At 70.8% G+C, this 16,929-nt stretch carries 15 protein-coding genes; 12 read left to right on the forward strand and 3 right to left on the reverse strand.

Annotation, left to right across the window (positions count from 1 at the left end; all coding sequences use genetic code 11):
• Positions 1-10 precede the first annotated feature (10 nt).
• Positions 11-454: a hypothetical protein gene (locus BGP79_RS00935; protein ID WP_076692813.1), complete on the reverse strand. Its 444-nt coding sequence runs from the start codon at positions 452-454 to the stop codon at positions 11-13.
• 215 nt (positions 455-669) lie between these two features.
• Positions 670-1,647: an NADP-dependent oxidoreductase gene (locus BGP79_RS00940; protein ID WP_233120998.1), complete on the reverse strand. Its 978-nt coding sequence runs from the start codon at positions 1,645-1,647 to the stop codon at positions 670-672.
• Between the two features lie 192 nt (positions 1,648-1,839).
• Here BGP79_RS00940 and ilvD point away from each other — a divergent pair, with 192 nt between their 5' ends.
• The 12 genes from ilvD (at position 1,840) to BGP79_RS01000 (ending at position 16,278) form a co-directional block, all read left to right on the forward strand.
• Entirely contained in the window at positions 1,840-3,543 is a 1,704-nt protein-coding gene (gene ilvD / locus BGP79_RS00945) for a dihydroxy-acid dehydratase (RefSeq protein WP_076692814.1), read from the forward strand.
• 277 nt (positions 3,544-3,820) lie between these two features.
• Positions 3,821-5,770, forward strand: a complete 1,950-nt coding sequence (locus BGP79_RS00950; RefSeq protein WP_076692815.1) for an acetolactate synthase large subunit — start codon at positions 3,821-3,823, stop codon at positions 5,768-5,770.
• A complete protein-coding gene (gene ilvN / locus BGP79_RS00955) occupies positions 5,770-6,282 on the forward strand; it encodes an acetolactate synthase small subunit (protein WP_076692816.1) in 513 nt (170 codons plus the stop codon). The genes BGP79_RS00950 and ilvN overlap by 1 nt, the downstream gene beginning before the upstream one ends.
• 155 nt (positions 6,283-6,437) lie before the next feature.
• The gene (gene ilvC / locus BGP79_RS00960; RefSeq protein WP_076692817.1) at positions 6,438-7,463 is read left to right on the forward strand and encodes a ketol-acid reductoisomerase; all 1,026 of its coding nucleotides are present in this window, start codon (positions 6,438-6,440) and stop codon (positions 7,461-7,463) included.
• Positions 7,464-7,622: 159 nt separating this feature from the next.
• Complete coding sequence (serA, locus tag BGP79_RS00965) at positions 7,623-9,233, forward strand: phosphoglycerate dehydrogenase (RefSeq protein ID WP_076692818.1); 1,611 nt, start codon at positions 7,623-7,625, stop codon at positions 9,231-9,233.
• Between the two features lie 86 nt (positions 9,234-9,319).
• Positions 9,320-10,867 carry a methionine--tRNA ligase gene (gene metG / locus BGP79_RS00970; RefSeq protein WP_076692819.1) on the forward strand — a complete coding sequence of 516 codons (1,548 nt, stop codon included), beginning with the start codon at positions 9,320-9,322 and terminating at the stop codon, positions 10,865-10,867.
• A gap of 312 nt (positions 10,868-11,179) precedes the next feature.
• The gene (locus tag BGP79_RS00975; RefSeq protein ID WP_076692820.1) at positions 11,180-11,839 is read left to right on the forward strand and encodes an alternate-type signal peptide domain-containing protein; all 660 of its coding nucleotides are present in this window, start codon (positions 11,180-11,182) and stop codon (positions 11,837-11,839) included.
• A gap of 11 nt (positions 11,840-11,850) precedes the next feature.
• Positions 11,851-12,477, forward strand: a complete 627-nt coding sequence (locus tag BGP79_RS00980; RefSeq protein ID WP_158067099.1) for a signal peptidase I — start codon at positions 11,851-11,853, stop codon at positions 12,475-12,477.
• 43 nt (positions 12,478-12,520) lie between these two features.
• Positions 12,521-13,585 carry a 3-isopropylmalate dehydrogenase gene (locus BGP79_RS00985; protein WP_076692822.1) on the forward strand — a complete coding sequence of 355 codons (1,065 nt, stop codon included), beginning with the start codon at positions 12,521-12,523 and terminating at the stop codon, positions 13,583-13,585.
• Positions 13,586-13,634: 49 nt separating this feature from the next.
• Entirely contained in the window at positions 13,635-14,723 is a 1,089-nt protein-coding gene (locus BGP79_RS00990; RefSeq protein ID WP_076692823.1) for a branched-chain amino acid aminotransferase, read from the forward strand.
• A 256-nt stretch (positions 14,724-14,979) separates the two neighbouring features.
• Entirely contained in the window at positions 14,980-15,417 is a 438-nt protein-coding gene (locus tag BGP79_RS00995; RefSeq protein WP_076692824.1) for a phospholipase A2, read from the forward strand.
• Positions 15,418-15,498: 81 nt separating this feature from the next.
• A complete protein-coding gene (locus tag BGP79_RS01000; protein ID WP_076692825.1) occupies positions 15,499-16,278 on the forward strand; it encodes a fumarylacetoacetate hydrolase family protein in 780 nt (259 codons plus the stop codon).
• A 28-nt stretch (positions 16,279-16,306) separates the two neighbouring features.
• On the opposite strand, the gene BGP79_RS01005 is transcribed toward BGP79_RS01000, so the two are convergent.
• Complete coding sequence (locus tag BGP79_RS01005; protein WP_076692826.1) at positions 16,307-16,924, reverse strand: LysE/ArgO family amino acid transporter; 618 nt, start codon at positions 16,922-16,924, stop codon at positions 16,307-16,309.
• Between the last annotated feature and the right edge of the window lie 5 nt (positions 16,925-16,929).

A 16,929-nucleotide genomic window follows, 5' to 3' on the forward strand; every position in this document is an offset into this window, starting at 1 on the left:
CGCCGGGTCCCTAGAGGACGGCGAACTCGTCGGCCATGAACCGAGCGAAGTCCTCGGCATCGGCATCCTGCTCCAGCCACGTCGTCGACCCGCCGACGGTCAGCCGCACGCGGCCGCGGACGGTGACGCCGAAGCGGGCGCCGATGTTGGTCTCGACCGCGTACCAGGAGTCGGTGCCGATCTCGGCGAAGGCGAGGTTGGTGGCGTTGACGGCGGTCGCCCGCTCGACGGGCGCGAGGTCCGGCAGCAGGAACGGCGCGAACACGACCTCCACGGGCTTCATGCAGTAGCCGACGATGAAGTCCCGCCGCGAGCCCCGCGCTCCGGATCCGGGCTCGGGATACTCCGCCGAGCCGTACCCGTAGATCAGGTTGTAGGACCCGAACGTGGAGACCTGGCGGTCGAAGATCTGGTGCAGGTCGGCCTTGAGCCGGGCACCGTCGTCGGCAGTCATCGCGCCTTTCCGGATCGCGGTCCGGACAGGCTGCGCCGGCCGCACTCCGTGGGTGTGGGGGATGCTCCCAGTGTAGGAAAGAACGCTGCCCGGAAGACGGTGTGTGACGGGTGGTCCGAGCGCGGCGCGGGGCCGCACCGGGCGGGACGACAGCGGCGGCCGGTCCCGTGGGGGACCGACCGCCGGTATCAGCCCTCGTCAGGGCGCAGGTGCGCTCAGAAGGTGAGCACGAGCCGTCCGCGGACGCCGCCGCTGGCGAGACGACGGTGGGACTCGGCGGCCTGCTCGGCGGGCAGCGTGTCGGCCACCCGCAGCGTCACGACGCCGTCCTCGACCGCCTGACGCAGGGCGTCGAGCTTCGCGGCCGAGTGGTACTCCCGGAACACCCAGATCTGGTGGACGGTGACGTCGCTGCCCTCGACGCCGCCCCAGTTGCGCACCGTCGCGAAGCCGCCGCCGGACCGGACCGCCGGCAGGGCCTTCTCGTTCATCACGGCGGCATCGAGCAGCCCGTCGACGCCCTCGGGCACGATCGCGCGGATTCGCTCGGCGACGTCGTCACCGCGCTCGACGATGTGGTCGGCACCGAGCCCGGCGACCAGGTCGCGGTCCTTCTCGGCGGCGTCGGCGATCACGGTCAGGCCGCGCTGCTTGGCCAGCTGCACGGCGTAGTTGCCGAGCGTGCCGGCAGCACCGGTGACGGCGAAGGTGCCGCCGGCGGGGATGGCCAGCTCGTCGAGGGCCTGGACCGCGGTCAGACCGTTCATCGGCAGGGTCGAGGCCTCCTCGAGCGAGGAACCGGCCGGGATGCGGGTCAGGGAGTCCGCGTCCGCGATCAGGTACTCCACGTACGCGCCGCCGTGACCCTGGCGCGGCAGCGCGATGGCCATCACCTCGTCACCGACGGACCAGCCGGAGGTGTCCAGCCCGCGCGCGGTGTCCGGGTCGCCCACCTCGTCGATGACACCGGCGGCGTCCATGCCGGGCACCACCGGGAACGGCAGTTCGCTCTCGCCGTAGGCGCCCTCGCGCACGTTGGTGTCGGTGGGGCTCACGGCGGCGGCCCGGACGTGGATCCGCACCTCGCCGGGGCCCGCGTGGGGCGCGGTGACCTCGTGGATGGTCAGGTTCTCGGGGCCGCCGTAGGTGTCGACGCCGACGGCCTTCATGGTCGTGCTCGTGGTGGTGTCCATACCGTGGCGAACAGTTGCGGGCCAGGATAATTCCCGCCGCCCGCCGGGCCGGCCGAGTCCGGGAGCGATCCGCGGGAGTTCCGTCGCCCGGTCCGGTGGCCCGTCGACGTGCTCGATCCGAGGCGGTGCGCCGGCCCGTCATGGAGCCGCACAGGCGCGGGGCCGCAGGTCCGCGCGGCATAGACTCCGAGCATGAGCGTTGACAACACGGTGGACATCAAACCTCGCAGCCGGGACGTGACCGACGGTCTCGAGAAGACGGCGGCGCGCGGCATGCTCCGCGCCGTCGGCATGGGTGACGACGACTTCGCCAAGCCGCAGATCGGCATCGCGAGCTCGTGGAACGAGATCACCCCCTGCAACCTCTCCCTCGACCGGCTCGCGCAGGCGGCCAAGGAGGGCGTGCACGCCGGAGGCGGCTACCCGCTGGAGTTCGGCACCATCTCCGTCTCGGACGGCATCTCCATGGGGCACGAGGGGATGCACTTCTCCCTCGTCTCCCGTGACGTCATCGCCGACTCGGTCGAGACCGTCATGATGGCCGAGCGCCTCGACGGCTCCGTGCTGCTGGCCGGCTGCGACAAGTCCCTGCCGGGCATGCTCATCGCGGCGGCCCGCCTCGACCTGGCCTCGGTGTTCCTCTACGCGGGCTCGACGATGCCCGGATTCGTGAAGCTCTCCGACGGCCAGGAGAAGGAGGTCACGATCATCGACGCGTTCGAGGCCGTGGGCGCCTGCGCCGCCGGCCTGATGAGCCGCGACGACGTGGACCGCATCGAGCGGGCTATCTGCCCGGGCGAGGGCGCCTGTGGCGGCATGTACACCGCCAACACCATGGCCTCCGTCGCCGAGGCGATGGGCATGTCCGTGCCCGGCTCCGCCGCCCCGCCGTCGGCCGACCGCCGGCGCGACCAGTTCGCGCGCAAGAGCGGCGAGGCCGTCGTCGAGATGCTGCGGAAGGGCATCACCGCCCGGCAGATCATGACCAAGGAGGCGTTCGAGAACGCGATCTCCGTGGTGATGGCCTTCGGTGGCTCGACCAACGCGGTGCTGCACCTGCTCGCGATCGCCCGTGAGGCCGAGGTCGATCTGACCCTCGACGACTTCTCCCGCATCGCCGAGCGCGTTCCGCACCTGGGCGACCTGAAGCCCTTCGGCCGGTTCGTCATGCACGACATCGACAAGATCGGCGGCGTGCCCGTCGTCATGAAGGCGCTGCTCGACGCCGGCCTGCTGCACGGGGACTGCCTCACCGTGACGGGGAAGACCGTCGCCGAGAACCTCGCCGACATCAACCCGCCGGACCCGGACGGGAAGATCCTGCGGGCGCTCTCGAACCCGATCCACCCGACGGGCGGCATCACCATCCTCAAGGGCTCGCTCGCCCCCGAGGGTGCCGTCGTCAAGTCCGCCGGGTTCGACTCCGACGTCTTCGAGGGCACCGCCCGCGTGTTCGACGGGGAGCGCGCGGCCATGGACGCCCTGGAGGACGGCACCATCGCGGCCGGCGATGTCGTCGTCATCCGTTACGAGGGCCCCAAGGGCGGTCCCGGCATGCGCGAGATGCTCGCCATCACCGGAGCCATCAAGGGCGCGGGTCTCGGCAAGGACGTCCTGCTGCTGACCGACGGCCGGTTCTCCGGCGGCACCACCGGCCTGTGCGTCGGTCACGTGGCGCCCGAGGCCGTGGACGGCGGCCCGATCGCCCACGTGCGCGACGGGGACCGGATCCGGCTCGACGTGGCCGGCAAGACCCTCGACGTGATCGTCGACCAGGCCGAGCTGGACGCGCGGGCGGTCGGCTTCGAGCCGCGCAAGCCCCGGTTCACGACGGGCGTGCTGGGCAAGTACGCCAAGCTCGTCCACTCCGCTTCCGAGGGCGCCTGGGTCGGCTGACCCACCGACTGGCGGACGGCCCGTCTCACATGTTGAGACGGGCCGTCCGCGTGTTGACACCGTCAGCGTGCGGGGACGACACTGGGAGCATGCAGAAGCAGATTCTTGTCGTACTCGACCGGCGTGGCGCGTAGGAGCCTCTCGGAAGCTTCTGCAACCCCACGCCCAACCCCGTTGCCGCAAGGCTGAGGGGTTTTTTTATTGCGGTGATCGTTCCGCCGGCACGGGGGAACGGCACCGCGGGCGACCATCACGAGCGAGACCGAAGGACCAACCGATGAGCAAGGGACAGACCGTCAGCCCGGCGCTGATGGCACACACGTCCCGGGCAGGTGCACCCGCCCGGGAAACCGCTCCGGCCGCCACGGTCGCCGGTGGCACCACCGCCGCCCGGCCCGCCGTCACGGAGAGCACCGTCGCTCCGTCCGTCTCCTCCGTGCAGAGTTCGGTTCAGGGCCCCAATCGCGTCGTCGAACCGGTGCAGATGACCGGGTCGCAGGCGATCGTGCGTGCCCTGGAGGAGCTCGGCGTCACCGACGTCTTCGGCCTGCCGGGCGGAGCCATCCTCCCGACCTATGACCCGCTGATGGACTCGACGAGGATCAACCACATCCTCGTCCGCCACGAGCAGGGCGCCGGCCATGCCGCGCAGGGCTACGCGATGGTCACCGGCCGCGTCGGCGTGTGCATCGCGACGTCCGGGCCCGGGGCGACCAACCTCGTCACCCCGATCGCCGACGCGCACCTGGACTCGGTGCCCATCGTCGCCATCACCGGCCAGGTCTCCAGCGCCGTGATCGGCACGGACGCCTTCCAGGAGGCGGACATCGTCGGCATCACCATGCCGATCACCAAGCACTCCTGGCTGGTCACCGACCCCGAGGACATCCCGCGGGTGCTGGCGGAGGCGTTCTACATCGCCGGCACCGGGCGGCCCGGGCCCGTCCTGGTGGACATCTCCAAGGACGCCCAGCAGGGCTTGATGACGTTCAGCTGGCCCCCGAAGGTCGAGGCCGCCGGCTACCGCCCGGTGGTGCGGGGCCACGCCAAGCAGCTGCGCGAGGCCGCCCGCCTGATCGCCGCGTCGTCCCGGCCCGTGTTCTACGTGGGCGGCGGCGTCGTGAAGGGCCACGCCTCCGAGGAGCTGCGCCAGCTCGCCGAGTACCTCGGCGCGCCCGTGGTGACGACGCTGCAGGCCCGCGGCGTGTTCCCCGACTCCCACGACCTGCACTTCGGCATGCCGGGCATGCACGGTGCCGTCTCCGCGGTCGCCGCGCTGCAGCAGGCGGACCTGCTGATCACGCTCGGGGCCCGGTTCGACGACCGCGTCACCGGGCAGCTCTCGAGCTTCGCTCCGGGTGCCAAGGTGATCCACGCCGACATCGACCCGGCCGAGATCTCCAAGAACCGCACCGCGGACGTGCCGATCGTCGGGTCCGTCAAGGAGATCATCCCCGACCTGACGGACGCGCTGACCGCCGAGTTCGAGCACACCGAGCGTCCCGACCTGACGGCGTGGCTGACCACCCTGCGCCGGCTGCGGGAGACCTACCCCCTCGGGTACACCGAGCCGACCGACGGGCTGACCGCCCCGCAGAAGGTGATCGCCCGGATCGGCGAGCTGACCGGGCCGGAGGGCGTGTACGTGGCGGGCGTGGGCCAGCACCAGATGTGGTCCGCCCAGTTCATCAAGTACGAGCGTCCCCACGCCTGGCTCAACTCCGGGGGCGCCGGCACGATGGGCTACTCCGTGCCCGCCGCCATGGGCGCAAAGGTCGGCAACCCGGATCGGGTGGTGTGGGCCATCGACGGCGACGGCTGCTTCCAGATGACCAACCAGGAACTGGCCACCTGCCGGATCAACGACATCCCGATCAAGGTCGCGGTGATCAACAACTCCTCGCTCGGCATGGTCCGCCAGTGGCAGACGCTCTTCTACGAGGGCCGCTATTCGAACACGGACCTGAACACGGGCCACGACACCGTGCGCGTCCCGGACTTCGTCAAGCTCGCCGAGGCCTACGGCTGCGCCGCGCTGCGGTGCGAGCGCGCGGAGGACATCGACGCCACGATCGAGCAGGCGCTCGCGATCAACGACCGCCCGGTGGTGATCGACTTCGTCGTCAGCCCCGACTCGATGGTGTGGCCGATGGTGCCCTCCGGCGTGAGCAACGACCTGATCCAGGTGGCGCAGGACCTGACGCCGCAGTGGGAGGAGACCGACTGATGACACGCCACACCCTGTCCGTGCTGGTCGAGGACAAGCCCGGCGTGCTCACGCGCGTCGCAGGCCTGTTCGCCCGCCGCGCGTTCAACATCAACTCGCTCGCCGTCGGCCCGACCGAGGTCCCCGGGGTGTCCCGGGTGACCGTCGTGGTCGACGCCGATGCCGAGCTCCTCGAACAGGTGACGAAGCAGCTCAACAAGCTGATCAACGTCCTGAAGATCGTCGAACTGCTGCCGGAGACCTCGGTGCAGCGCGACCACGTCCTGATCAAGGTGCGGGCCGACGCCGCCACGCGCCTGCAGGTCACCCAGGCGACCGATCTGTTCCGCGCCTCGATCGTCGACGTCGCCCCCGACTCGGTGGTGATCGAGGCGACCGGGACGGCCGAGAAGCTCAACGCGCTGCTGGCGGTGCTCGAACCCTTCGGGGTGCGAGAGATCGTCCAGTCCGGCACGCTGGCGATCGGTCGCGGCCCCCGCTCGATGAGCGACAGAGCCCTGAGGAGCGCGTAGCGCCAGCGGAGCGCGACCGAAGGGCGCAACAGCACAGAGCCCTGAGGAGCGCGTAGCGTGACGACGCCGGCTCGCCAGCTGCACCGCGCGCTGAGGAGCGTCTGACGGTCCGCTCGACCCTTTTCACAACACACCCAAGGAGAGACTGAATCCCCATGGCAGAGATCTACTACGACGACGACGCCGACCTGTCGATCATCCAGGGCCGGCACGTCGCCGTCATCGGCTACGGAAGCCAGGGCCACGCCCACGCCCTCAACCTGCGCGACTCGGGGGTGGACGTGCGGATCGGCCTCGCCGAAGGGTCGAAGTCCCGTGCTAAGGCCGAGGCGGAGGGCCTGCGGGTGCTCTCGGTCGCCGACGCGGTCGAGGAAGCCGACCTGATCATGATCCTGACGCCGGACCAGGTCCAGCGCACGGTGTACGCCGAGTCCATCCAGCCGCACCTGACCACCGGTGACGCCCTGTTCTTCGCGCACGGATTCAACATCCGCTTCGGCTACATCAGCGCCCCCGAGGGCGTCGACGTCGCCATGGTCGCCCCGAAGGGCCCCGGCCACACCGTGCGCCGCGAGTTCGAGGCCGGCCGCGGCGTTCCCGCGCTCATCGCCGTCGAGAAGGACGCCTCCGGCAACGCCGAGGCGCTGGCCCTCTCGTACGCGAAGGCCATCGGCGGCTCGCGCGCCGGCGTCATCAAGACCACCTTCACCGAGGAGACCGAGACCGATCTCTTCGGCGAGCAGGCCGTGCTCTGCGGCGGTGTCTCCCAGCTGGTGCAGTACGGCTTCGAGACTCTCACCGAGGCCGGCTACAAGCCGGAGATCGCCTACTTCGAGGTGCTCCACGAGCTCAAGCTCATCGTCGACCTGATGATCGAGGGCGGCATCGCCAAGCAGCGCTGGTCCGTCTCGGACACCGCCGAGTACGGCGACTACGTCTCCGGCCCGCGCGTCATCGACCCGCACGTGAAGGACAACATGAAGGCCGTCCTCTCCGACATCCAGGACGGCACCTTCGCCAAGCGGTTCATCGAGGACCAGGACAAGGGCGGCCCCGAGTTCAAGGAGCTGCGGGCCAAGGGCGAGGCGCACCCGATCGAGGCCACCGGCCGCGAGCTGCGCCAGCTCTTCTCGTGGATCAAGTCGAACGACGACTACACCGAGGGTCAGGTCTCCCGCTGACGCGGCGCTGAGCCTCTGTCCGATCGCCGGTGAGGCCAGTCTCACAGTCGTTGCCCTCGGTAACACTGCGGGACTGGCCTCTCGGCGTTCGGTGCCCGTCCTAGGCTGGAACGGGCCTCCGTCCGTCCGCCCGTCCCTGTCCCCGTCCGAAGGAATCGCGTGACCACCGCCCCCGCCCCCGCTCGTCCCGTCGTCCTCATCGCCGAGGAGCTCTCCCCGGCCACGATCGAGGCCCTCGGCCCCGACTTCGAGATCCGCCGCGCCAACGGTGCCGACCGCGCCGAACTGCTGCCCGCGATCGCCGACGTCGACGCTGTCCTGATCCGCTCCGCCACGCAGGTGGACGCCGAGGCGATCGCTGCGGCGTCGAAGCTGAAGGTGATCGCGCGTGCCGGCGTCGGCCTGGACAACGTCGACGTCGCCGCCGCCACCCGTGCCGGCGTCATGGTCGTCAACGCCCCGACGTCGAACATCATCTCCGCCGCGGAGCTGACCGTCGGGCACATCCTCTCCCTGGCCCGGAACATCCCGCAGGCCAACGCGTCGCTCAAGGGCGGCGAGTGGAAGCGCTCGAAGTACACCGGCGTCGAATTGTTCGAGAAGACCATCGGCATCATCGGCCTGGGGCGGATCGGCGGCCTGGTCGCCGAGCGGGTCAAGGCGTTCGGCACCGAGGTCATCGCCTTCGACCCCTACGTCACCTCCGCCCGCGCCGCCCAGATGGGCGTGCGGCTGGTGGACCTGGACACGCTGCTCGCCGAGGCGGACTTCGTCACCATCCACATGCCGAAGACCCCGGAGACGCTCGGCATGCTGGGCGCCGAGGCGTTCGGGAAGATGAAGGACACCGCGTTCGTGATCAACGTGGCCCGCGGCGGTCTCGTCGACGAGGCGGCGCTGGACGAGGCGGTCACCGCGGGCACCATCGCCGGTGCAGCGATCGACGTCTTCACCTCCGAGCCGGCGACGGACCTGCCGTTCATGGCGCACGAGAACGTCGTCGTCACCCCGCACCTGGGCGCCTCGACCGACGAGGCACAGGAGAAGGCCGGCGTGTCCGTCGCCCGCTCCGTGCGGCTCGCCCTCGCCGGGGAGCTGGTTCCCGACGCCGTCAACGTCGCCGGCGGAGTCATCCACCCGGACGTGCGCCCCGGCATCCCGCTGGTCGAGAAGCTCGGCCGGATCGTCACCGCCCTCGGCGCCGGCTCCGTCACCCAGATCGAGCTCGAGGTGGCCGGGGAGATCGCCGAGCACGACGTGAAGTCGCTCGAGCTGGCCGCCCTCAAGGGCGTGTTCCAGGACGTCGTCTCCGAGCACGTCTCCTACGTCAACGCACCTGTCCTCGCCGAGCAGCGCGGCGTCGCGATGAAGCTGACCACGACGGCGGAGTCCCCGGAGTACCGGAACCAGCTGACCGTCCGTGGCGCCCTCTCGGACGGCCGCCAGGTCGAGGTCTCCGGCACGCTGACCGGACCGAAGCAGAACCAGAAGCTCACCGGCATCAACGGGTACGAGCTCGAGATGCCGCTGGACGACCACCTGATCGTCGTGATCTACCGGGACCGGCCCGGCGTCATCGCCGTGATGGGCTCGGTGCTGGGCGACCGCGACGTGAACATCGCCGGCATGCAGGTGGCCCGCAAGTCCGAGGGCGGCCAGGCCCTCTCGGTGCTCTCCGTGGACTCCACCGTCACCGCGCAGCAGCTGGAGGAGATCAAGGAGCGGATCGGCGCGGAGGCCATCCGCCAGGTGGACCTCACGGAGTCCTGAGCGGCCTCGCTCCTCTCGCGCTGCACCCCTCCGCCGCCGGCCGTCACCGATCGTGACGGCCGGCGGCGTTCACCTAGACTGACTCGGTGACGTCCCGCCCTGCCTACTACCTGACCACTGCCATCGCCTATCCCAACGGGGAACCGCACATCGGGCACGCGTACGAGTACATCGCCACCGACGCGATGGCACGCTTCGCCCGGTTGGACGGGTACGACGTCTACTTCCTCACCGGCACCGATGAGCACGGCCTGAAGATGGAGCAGACCGCGCAGAAGCTCGGCCTGACCGCCCGGGAGCTGGCGACCCGCAACGCCGCGGCGTTCAAGGCGATGGACGACGAGCTCGGCATCAGCTACGACCGGTTCATCCGCACCACCGACGCGGACCACTACGCCTCCGCGCAGGAGATCTGGCGCCGGATGGAGGCGGCGGGCGACATCTACCTCGACGCCTACGCCGGCTGGTACTCGGTGCGCGACGAGCGGTTCTTCGGTGAGGACGAGACCTCGGTCGGGGAGGACGGCGTCCGCCGCGCCACCGAGACCGGCACCGAGGTGACCTGGACCGAGGAGGCCAGCTACTTCTTCCGGCTCTCCGCCTACCAGGAGAAGCTGCTGGCCCTGTACCGCGACCAGCCGGAGTTCGCGGCCCCGCGCTCGCGGTTCAACGAGGTGATCCGCTTCGTCGAGGGCGGCCTCGAGGACCTCTCCATCTCCCGCACCAGCTTCGACTGGGGCGTCCCGGTGCCCGGCGACCCGGACCACGTGATGTACGTGTGGGTCGACGCCCTGACCAACTACCTCACCGGTGCCGGCTTCCCGAACACGGACTCGGAGCAGTACCGGACCTACTGGCCTGCCGACCTGCACATGATCGGCAAGGACATCTCCCGGTTCCACTGCATCTTCTGGCCCGCGTTCCTGATGAGTGCGGACCTGCCGCTGCCCAAGCGCGTGATGATCCACGGTTTCCTGCACAACAACGGCGAGAAGATGTCCAAGTCCCTGGGCAACGTCGTCGCCCCGCGCGACTGGGTCGCCCAGTACGGTCTCGACGCCGTTCGCTTCTTCCTGCTGCGCGAGATCCCCTTCGGCGCCGACGGTTCCTACAACCACGACGCCGTCGTCGGCCGGAAGAACGCCGATCTGGCCAACAACCTCGGCAACCTCGCCCAGCGGTCCCTGTCCATGGTCGCCAAGAACTGCGACGGCGCGGTGCCCGAACCGGGCGCGTTCACCGCCGACGACGAGGAGTTGCTCGCGCGCGCCGCGGACCTGCTACGGGTCAGCCGCGAGGCCTACGGCGTGCAGGACTTCCACGGCGCACTCGAGGAGACGTGGCGGGTGCTCGGCGACACGAACGCCTACTTCGCCGATCAGGCTCCCTGGGTGCTGCGCAAGACCGACCCGGCGCGCATGGCCACCGTGCTGTACGTGACCCTGCAGGTGGTGCGCACCGTCGCCACCCTGGCCCAGCCGGTGATGCCGGAGTCCTGCGGGCGGCTGCTCGACCTGCTCGGCGTGGCCGAGGACGGCCGGGACTTCGCCGCCCTGGCCACGCCGTTGACGCCGGGCACCTCGCTGCCGGCACCGGTGGGAGTGTTCCCGCGCCACGAGGAGCCGGCCGCCTGACGACGGCGCCCATCCGGGTGCCAGGATCACGGCCAGGGAGTCATTTACGCGTCGACCTGCGCGAACGCTGGCGTGCGCGATGACGCTGTGCTCTACTTGACGCATCAGTTGATGCAACTGCATGCAGCGTGGGGACTGCAGGAGTCGTGCGGCGCCGGGGGGTGCCGTGCGAGGCCGTTCTGGGGGGATGGCCGAGCGGATCGCGAGGGTGCGACCGCGCCGGCGACCGGATCGAGACGGAGCTCCGTGATCCACCGCTGGGTGTCGGTGGTCGACTGATCCGTCTCGATCATCCGCCTTGGGGGGCCCGTCATGTCTGCATCCGTCACACCCACGTCTCCGTCCGCCGTTCCTGAACCCGCCGTCGCATCCGCGCCCGCACCGACGCCGTCGGGGCGGCGTCACCACGCCGTCAAGGCGATCGCCGCCGGAGCACTCGCGGTCGGCCTGCTCACCGCCGGGGGCGGCACGTTCTCCCGCTGGTACGAGGAGCAGCCGCTCACGCACAGCACCATCGCCTCGGGCCACCTCGCGATGACCCCCGTCGGGAACGCGCAGTGGCGGGACCAGAACAACGCCGTGATCGATCCGGCGACCTACCGGATGGTGCCGGGGGACACCGTGACGCTGACCGCCACGACCGAGGTCGACGCGATCGGCGACAACCTGCGGGGCGTCCTCGCCGTCGACTACTCGCACACCGACTTCGCGGCCTACGCACAGAGCGGGGACGGCCTCGCCGTGACGACGACGATCGCCGGCCTGACCGACACGGACGGCTCCGACGGGTACACCGTGGTCGGGCAGAAGGGCACCGTCGCCAACGACAACGGGCGCACCGCGACGGTGACCTTCACCGTCGCCTGGGCGAAGACGCACACCAACGGCACCGACTGGGGCAGCGGCACCACGGCGGGCGAGGACGTCAGTGCGGACCTGAGCACCATCCGTGTGATCCTGACGCAGAAGTGAGCGCGCCGGACGTGAGCGGCGGGCCGGCGGGGCGGCTCCGATTCTCACGCCGGGCCGGGTCCGGCGGTGTTTCCGTCGCGTCCGCGTCCGCGTTCGCGCCCGTCCGCGGCGTCCTGGTCGCCCTCGCCGCCCTCGTCGTCGCGGCGGCGCTGCTCGGCCTCGTCGTCGTGCCGCGGATGCTGGGATGGGTCCCGCTCACCGTCCTGTCCGGGTCGATGTCACCGACCATCCCGACGGGCAGTCAGGTGGTGGTGCGGCCTGTCCGGTCCATCCCCGACATGGCCCGGCTCGCCGTCGGGGACGTCGTCACCTTCGCGCCGCGCGACGACGCCGCGCTCGTCACCCACCGGATCGTCGCCGTCGGGATGGACGCGACCGGGGCGCCGTCCCTGACCACCCGCGGCGATGCGAACGGCAGTGCCGACGCCGATCCGGTCGGGCCGGCGCAGCTGCGCGGCGTGGTCGAGTACCACGTGCCCGGCGCCGGGTGGGTCGCGACCGCGCTCGACCCGGGGCAGAAGCAGACGGGTGTGCATCTCGGTGCGGCGGCACTCGGAGGGTACGCGGCCTGGCACCTCTTCCGGGTGTGGCGGCCCCGGCGTCCACGTGCGGCAACGGCCGCGCCGGTCACATCTTGAGATTGCTTTCTCACGATGCAAGACGGCGCACTACGCTGGAGACATGAGTGAGAGCATCCGGCTGGCAGTCATCGGCGGCGACGGGATCGGTCCGGAGGTGGTGGCCGAGGGCCTGAAGGTGCTCGACGCGGCACTGGCCGGCACCGGCGTGTCCGTCGAGAAGACCGACTTCGCCCTCGGCGCGGCTCACTGGCTGGAGACCGGCGAGGTGCTCGACGACGCCACCCTCGAGCGGCTGCGCGGCTTCGACGCCATCCTGTTCGGCGCGGTCGGCGCGGCCCCGGGGGACAGTCGCGTCCCGTCCGGCCTGATCGAGCGGGACCTGCTGCTCAAGCTCCGCTTCAGCCTCGACCACTACGTGAACCTGCGGCCTTCCCTGCTGCCCGCCGGCGTCGCCAGCCCGCTCGGGGATCCCGGCGAGGTCGACTTCGTCGTCGTGCGCGAGGGCACCGAGGGCCCCTACGTCGGCAACGGCGGTACCCTGCGTGCCGGCACCGAGGCGGAGATCGCCACGGAGGTGTCCGTCAACACCGCCTTCGGCGTGCGCCGCGTCGTGCGCTACGCGTTCGAGCAGGCCGCCGCCCGCCCGCGGAAGAAGCTCACCTGGATCCACAAGACCAACGTGCTCGTGCATGCGGGACGGTTGTGGAAGCGGGTCGTCGAGGAGGTCGCCGCGGACTACCCGCAGGTGGCCGTCGACTACCTGCACATCGACGCGGCCACGATCTTCATGGTCACGGACCCGTCGCGCTTCGACGTCATCGTCACCGACAACCTGTTCGGCGACATCATCACCGATCTCGCGGGCGCCGTCGCGGGCGGCATCGGGCTGGCCGCGTCCGGCAACATCAACCCGGACCGCACCGCGCCGAGCATGTTCGAGCCCGTCCACGGCTCCGCCCCGGACATCGCCGGGCAGGGCGTCGCCGACCCGACCGCGGCCATCCTCTCCGTCGCCATCATGCTCGAGACGCTCGGCCAGGCCGACGCCGGAGCGCGCGTCCGAGCCGCGGTGGCCGCCGATCTGTCGGCCCGTGGCGCGGAACGGCGCAGCACGGTGGCGGTCGGCGATGCGATTGCTGGTGCGGTCGCGACGCGAGCACAATAGGAAGGCAGCGGCGCACCTGGCCGCACGATCGACGAACGGTGAGGACGAGATGACGACGGTGGCCGAGGGCTTGACCTTCTCACGGACCCTGAACGAGAACCCCCGCAGCGAGGCGGAGCGGGAGAAGATCCTGCAGAACCCGGGCTTCGGGGACTGGTTCACGGACCACACCGCCGTCATCGACTACCACGACGGCGCGTGGCACGACGCCCGGATCGAGCCGTACGGCCCGATCCCCATGGATCCCGCCTGCTCCGTGCTGCACTACGCCCAGGAGATCTTCGAGGGGCTGAAGGCCTACCGGCACGCGGACGGGTCCATCTGGACGTTCCGGCCCGAGAAGAACGCCGCCCGGCTCAAGCGCTCCGCGCACCGCCTGGCTCTCCCGCAGCTGCCCGAGGAGCTGTTCCTCGAGTCGCTCAAGCAGCTGGTCGACGTCGACCGCGCCTGGGTGCCGGACGGCGACGGCGAGAGCCTCTACCTGCGGCCCTTCATGTTCGCCACCGAGAACTTCCTCGGCGTCCGCCCCTCCCGTGAGGTCAGCTACCGGGTGATCGCCTCGCCGGCGGGCAACTACTTCGGCGGCGAGGTCGCCCCCGTGTCGATCTGGCTGTCCGAGCAGTACGCGCGGGCCGGCCGCGGTGGGACCGGCTCCGCGAAGTGCGGAGGCAACTACGCCGCGTCCCTGCTGCCGCAGCTCGAGGCCGAGGCGCACGGCTGCAAGCAGGTGCTGTTCCTCGACGAGGGTGCCGTCGAGGAGCTCGGCGGCATGAACGTGTTCTTCGTCTACGCCGACGGCCGCCTCGTCACCCCCGCGCTGTCGGGCTCCATCCTCGAGGGCGTCACCCGCGACTCGGTGCTGCAGCTGGGCCGGGACCGCGGCCTGGAGGTGCAGGAGCGGAAGATCATGATCGACGAGTGGCGCGACGGCGTCGAGTCCGGCCAGATCACCGAGGTGTTCGCGTGCGGCACCGCCGCCGTCATCACCCCGATCGGCGAGCTGAAGACCGAGAAGGGCTCCGTCTCCTCCCCGGCGTCGGAGGTCGGCGGCGTGACGATGAGCATCCGCGAGGAACTGCTCGGCATCCAGACCGGCACGGTCGAGGATCCTCACGGCTGGCTGACCCGCCTCGTCTGACCGGTCCCGTCTGAACAGATTCGTCCGGCCCGGTGACGGCGTCGCGGTTGCGGCGCCGCCACCGTCGCCGTGTCCACGTCCAGGCTGTCATTGCCGCTTCGGGCGGCCGACCTGCCGGAGAACCTGCTGACCCGCCGGTGACCATCACGCGACCATCGTCCCGGCCTCTGGACGGGCTCCCCGCGGCGTCCTAACCTGACGCTGGACGGCCTGAGTCTTCACCGCTGCCTGCCGTCCCCGGGCGAAGGGGCGTGTCATGCGAACGACGATCCTGCGGGTGCTGGGAACCCTGGCCGTCCTGGCCGTCCTGCTGGGGATGACGGCGACGTCCGCCCAGGCGGCACCGGGCCGCCAGGCCACGGCAGCAACCCAGGTCACGGCGCTGGCCACGACGACGGCGGCGACCACCGACTACTGCGGCACCCGGAGCACGGCGTGGGTGCCCGACAGCTGGGGCAAGGCCGACTTCCGCTACGCCTGCGCCCGGCACGACGCGTGCTACAGCGCCACCTCGACCACCAGTCGGCTGGCCTGCGACCAGGCGTTCCTCACGCGGTTGCGCACCGCCTGCTCCACCGCCTACTCGGCCTGGAACCCGCTGCGCTACACCTGTTACGGGGTCGCCTGGACGTACTACGAGGCCGTCCGCGAGTTCGGCGTGTACGCGTACTCGGGGAAGGGCTCGCGCGCCTGATCCGCGGGAGGAGGACCGGCCTGCGCCGGTCGACCCGCCCCGGCGCGCGGACGACCCGTGCCCCTGTCCTAGGGTGGAGGCATGCGCATAGCCCGGTTTGCCACCAGTGATTCGGAACCCTCCTTCGGCGTCGTGCACGGCGAGCCGGGCGCGGAGGAGGTCTTCGCGATCAAGGGCGACCCCTTCTACCAGCAGCTGGTCCCCACCGGGGTGCGACACCCGCTCGAGGACGTGCGCCTGCTCGCGCCGATCATCCCGCGCAGCAAGGTGGTCGGCGTCGGGCGCAACTACGCGGACCACGCGGCCGAGCTGGGCAACGAGCTGCCGCCGTCGCCGCTACTCTTCTTCAAGCCCAACACGGCGGTGATCGGGCCGACCGATCCGGTGCTGATGCCCGAGTTCTCCGACGAGATCTCCTACGAGGCCGAGCTCGCCGTCGTGATCGGCAAGATCTGCAAGGACGTGACGCCGGACCGGGTCAAGGACGTGATCTTCGGCTACACCTGCGGCAACGACGTCACGGCCCGCGACATCCAGCGCACCGACAACCAGTGGGCGCGGGCCAAGGGCTTCGACACGTCCTGCCCGCTCGGCCCCTGGATCGAGACCGACCTGGATCCCGAGAACCTGCGGATCACCGGCGCACTCGACGGCGATGTCGTCCAGGACGGCAGCACCGCCGACATGATCTTCGGCGTCACCGACCTCGTCGTCCACGCCTCCCAGGCCTTCACGCTGCTGCCGGGCGACGTCATCCTCACCGGCACCCCCGCCGGCGTCGGCACCATCCGGGAGAACCAGCGCTTCGAGGTGGAGATCGAAGGCATCGGCGCCCTGAGCAACCTGTTCCTGCGCCGCTGACGTCCGGCTGCGTCGTTGGGCCCGACCGTCAGCCGCCGAGCAGCAGCCGCAGACCCAGGGCGGCCATGACGACGGCGATGGCCCCGTCGAGGATGCGCCACGTCGCCGGGCGGCGGAACCAGCCGGCCAGCAGACCCGCGCCCCAGCCGAGCGCGACGAACCACAGGGCGCTCGCCACCATGGCGCCGGCACCGAACCACCAGCGCCCGGTGTCCCCGTGCACGGCGGCCAGTGAGCCGACCAGCAGCACGGTGTCCAGATAGACGTGCGGATTGAGCCAGGTCAGCGCCGCGCCGGTGAGCAGCACGCGCCGCCGCGACAGGGAGCCGCCGCCGGCCTCGGCGGTGAGCCGTCCGGGATGCAGGGCGCGCCGCGCTGCCAGCACGGCATAGGCGAGCAGGAACGCCGCCCCGACGATCCGCACCACCGTCAGGACCGCCGGCACCGCGGTGACGAGGGCCCCGAGGCCGGCCACCCCGGCGGCGATCAGCACGACGTCGGAGACCAGGCACAGTCCCACCAGCACCGCGACGTGTTCGTGGCGGATGCCCTGGCGCAGCACGAAGGTGTTCTGGGCGCCGATGGCGATGATCAGACCGAGTCCGGTGCCGAGTCCGGCGAGGGCGGTGGCGAGAGCGAAGGGCACCCCGC

The organism is Tersicoccus sp. Bi-70, from assembly GCF_001968825.1.
Taxonomy (GTDB): Bacteria; Actinomycetota; Actinomycetes; order Actinomycetales; family Micrococcaceae; genus Tersicoccus.

Coding starts and splice junctions, on each gene's coding strand:
- BGP79_RS00935 (WP_076692813.1), bottom strand. CDS start 454: ATGACTGCCGACGACGGTGCCCGGCTCAAGGCCGACCTGCACCAGATC.
- BGP79_RS00940 (WP_233120998.1), bottom strand. CDS start 1,647: ATGGACACCACCACGAGCACGACCATGAAGGCCGTCGGCGTCGACACC.
- ilvD (WP_076692814.1), top strand. CDS start 1,840: ATGAGCGTTGACAACACGGTGGACATCAAACCTCGCAGCCGGGACGTG.
- BGP79_RS00950 (WP_076692815.1), top strand. CDS start 3,821: ATGAGCAAGGGACAGACCGTCAGCCCGGCGCTGATGGCACACACGTCC.
- ilvN (WP_076692816.1), top strand. CDS start 5,770: ATGACACGCCACACCCTGTCCGTGCTGGTCGAGGACAAGCCCGGCGTG.
- ilvC (WP_076692817.1), top strand. CDS start 6,438: ATGGCAGAGATCTACTACGACGACGACGCCGACCTGTCGATCATCCAG.
- BGP79_RS00975 (WP_076692820.1), top strand. CDS start 11,180: ATGTCTGCATCCGTCACACCCACGTCTCCGTCCGCCGTTCCTGAACCC.
- BGP79_RS00985 (WP_076692822.1), top strand. CDS start 12,521: ATGAGTGAGAGCATCCGGCTGGCAGTCATCGGCGGCGACGGGATCGGT.
- BGP79_RS00990 (WP_076692823.1), top strand. CDS start 13,635: ATGACGACGGTGGCCGAGGGCTTGACCTTCTCACGGACCCTGAACGAG.
- BGP79_RS00995 (WP_076692824.1), top strand. CDS start 14,980: ATGCGAACGACGATCCTGCGGGTGCTGGGAACCCTGGCCGTCCTGGCC.
- BGP79_RS01000 (WP_076692825.1), top strand. CDS start 15,499: ATGCGCATAGCCCGGTTTGCCACCAGTGATTCGGAACCCTCCTTCGGC.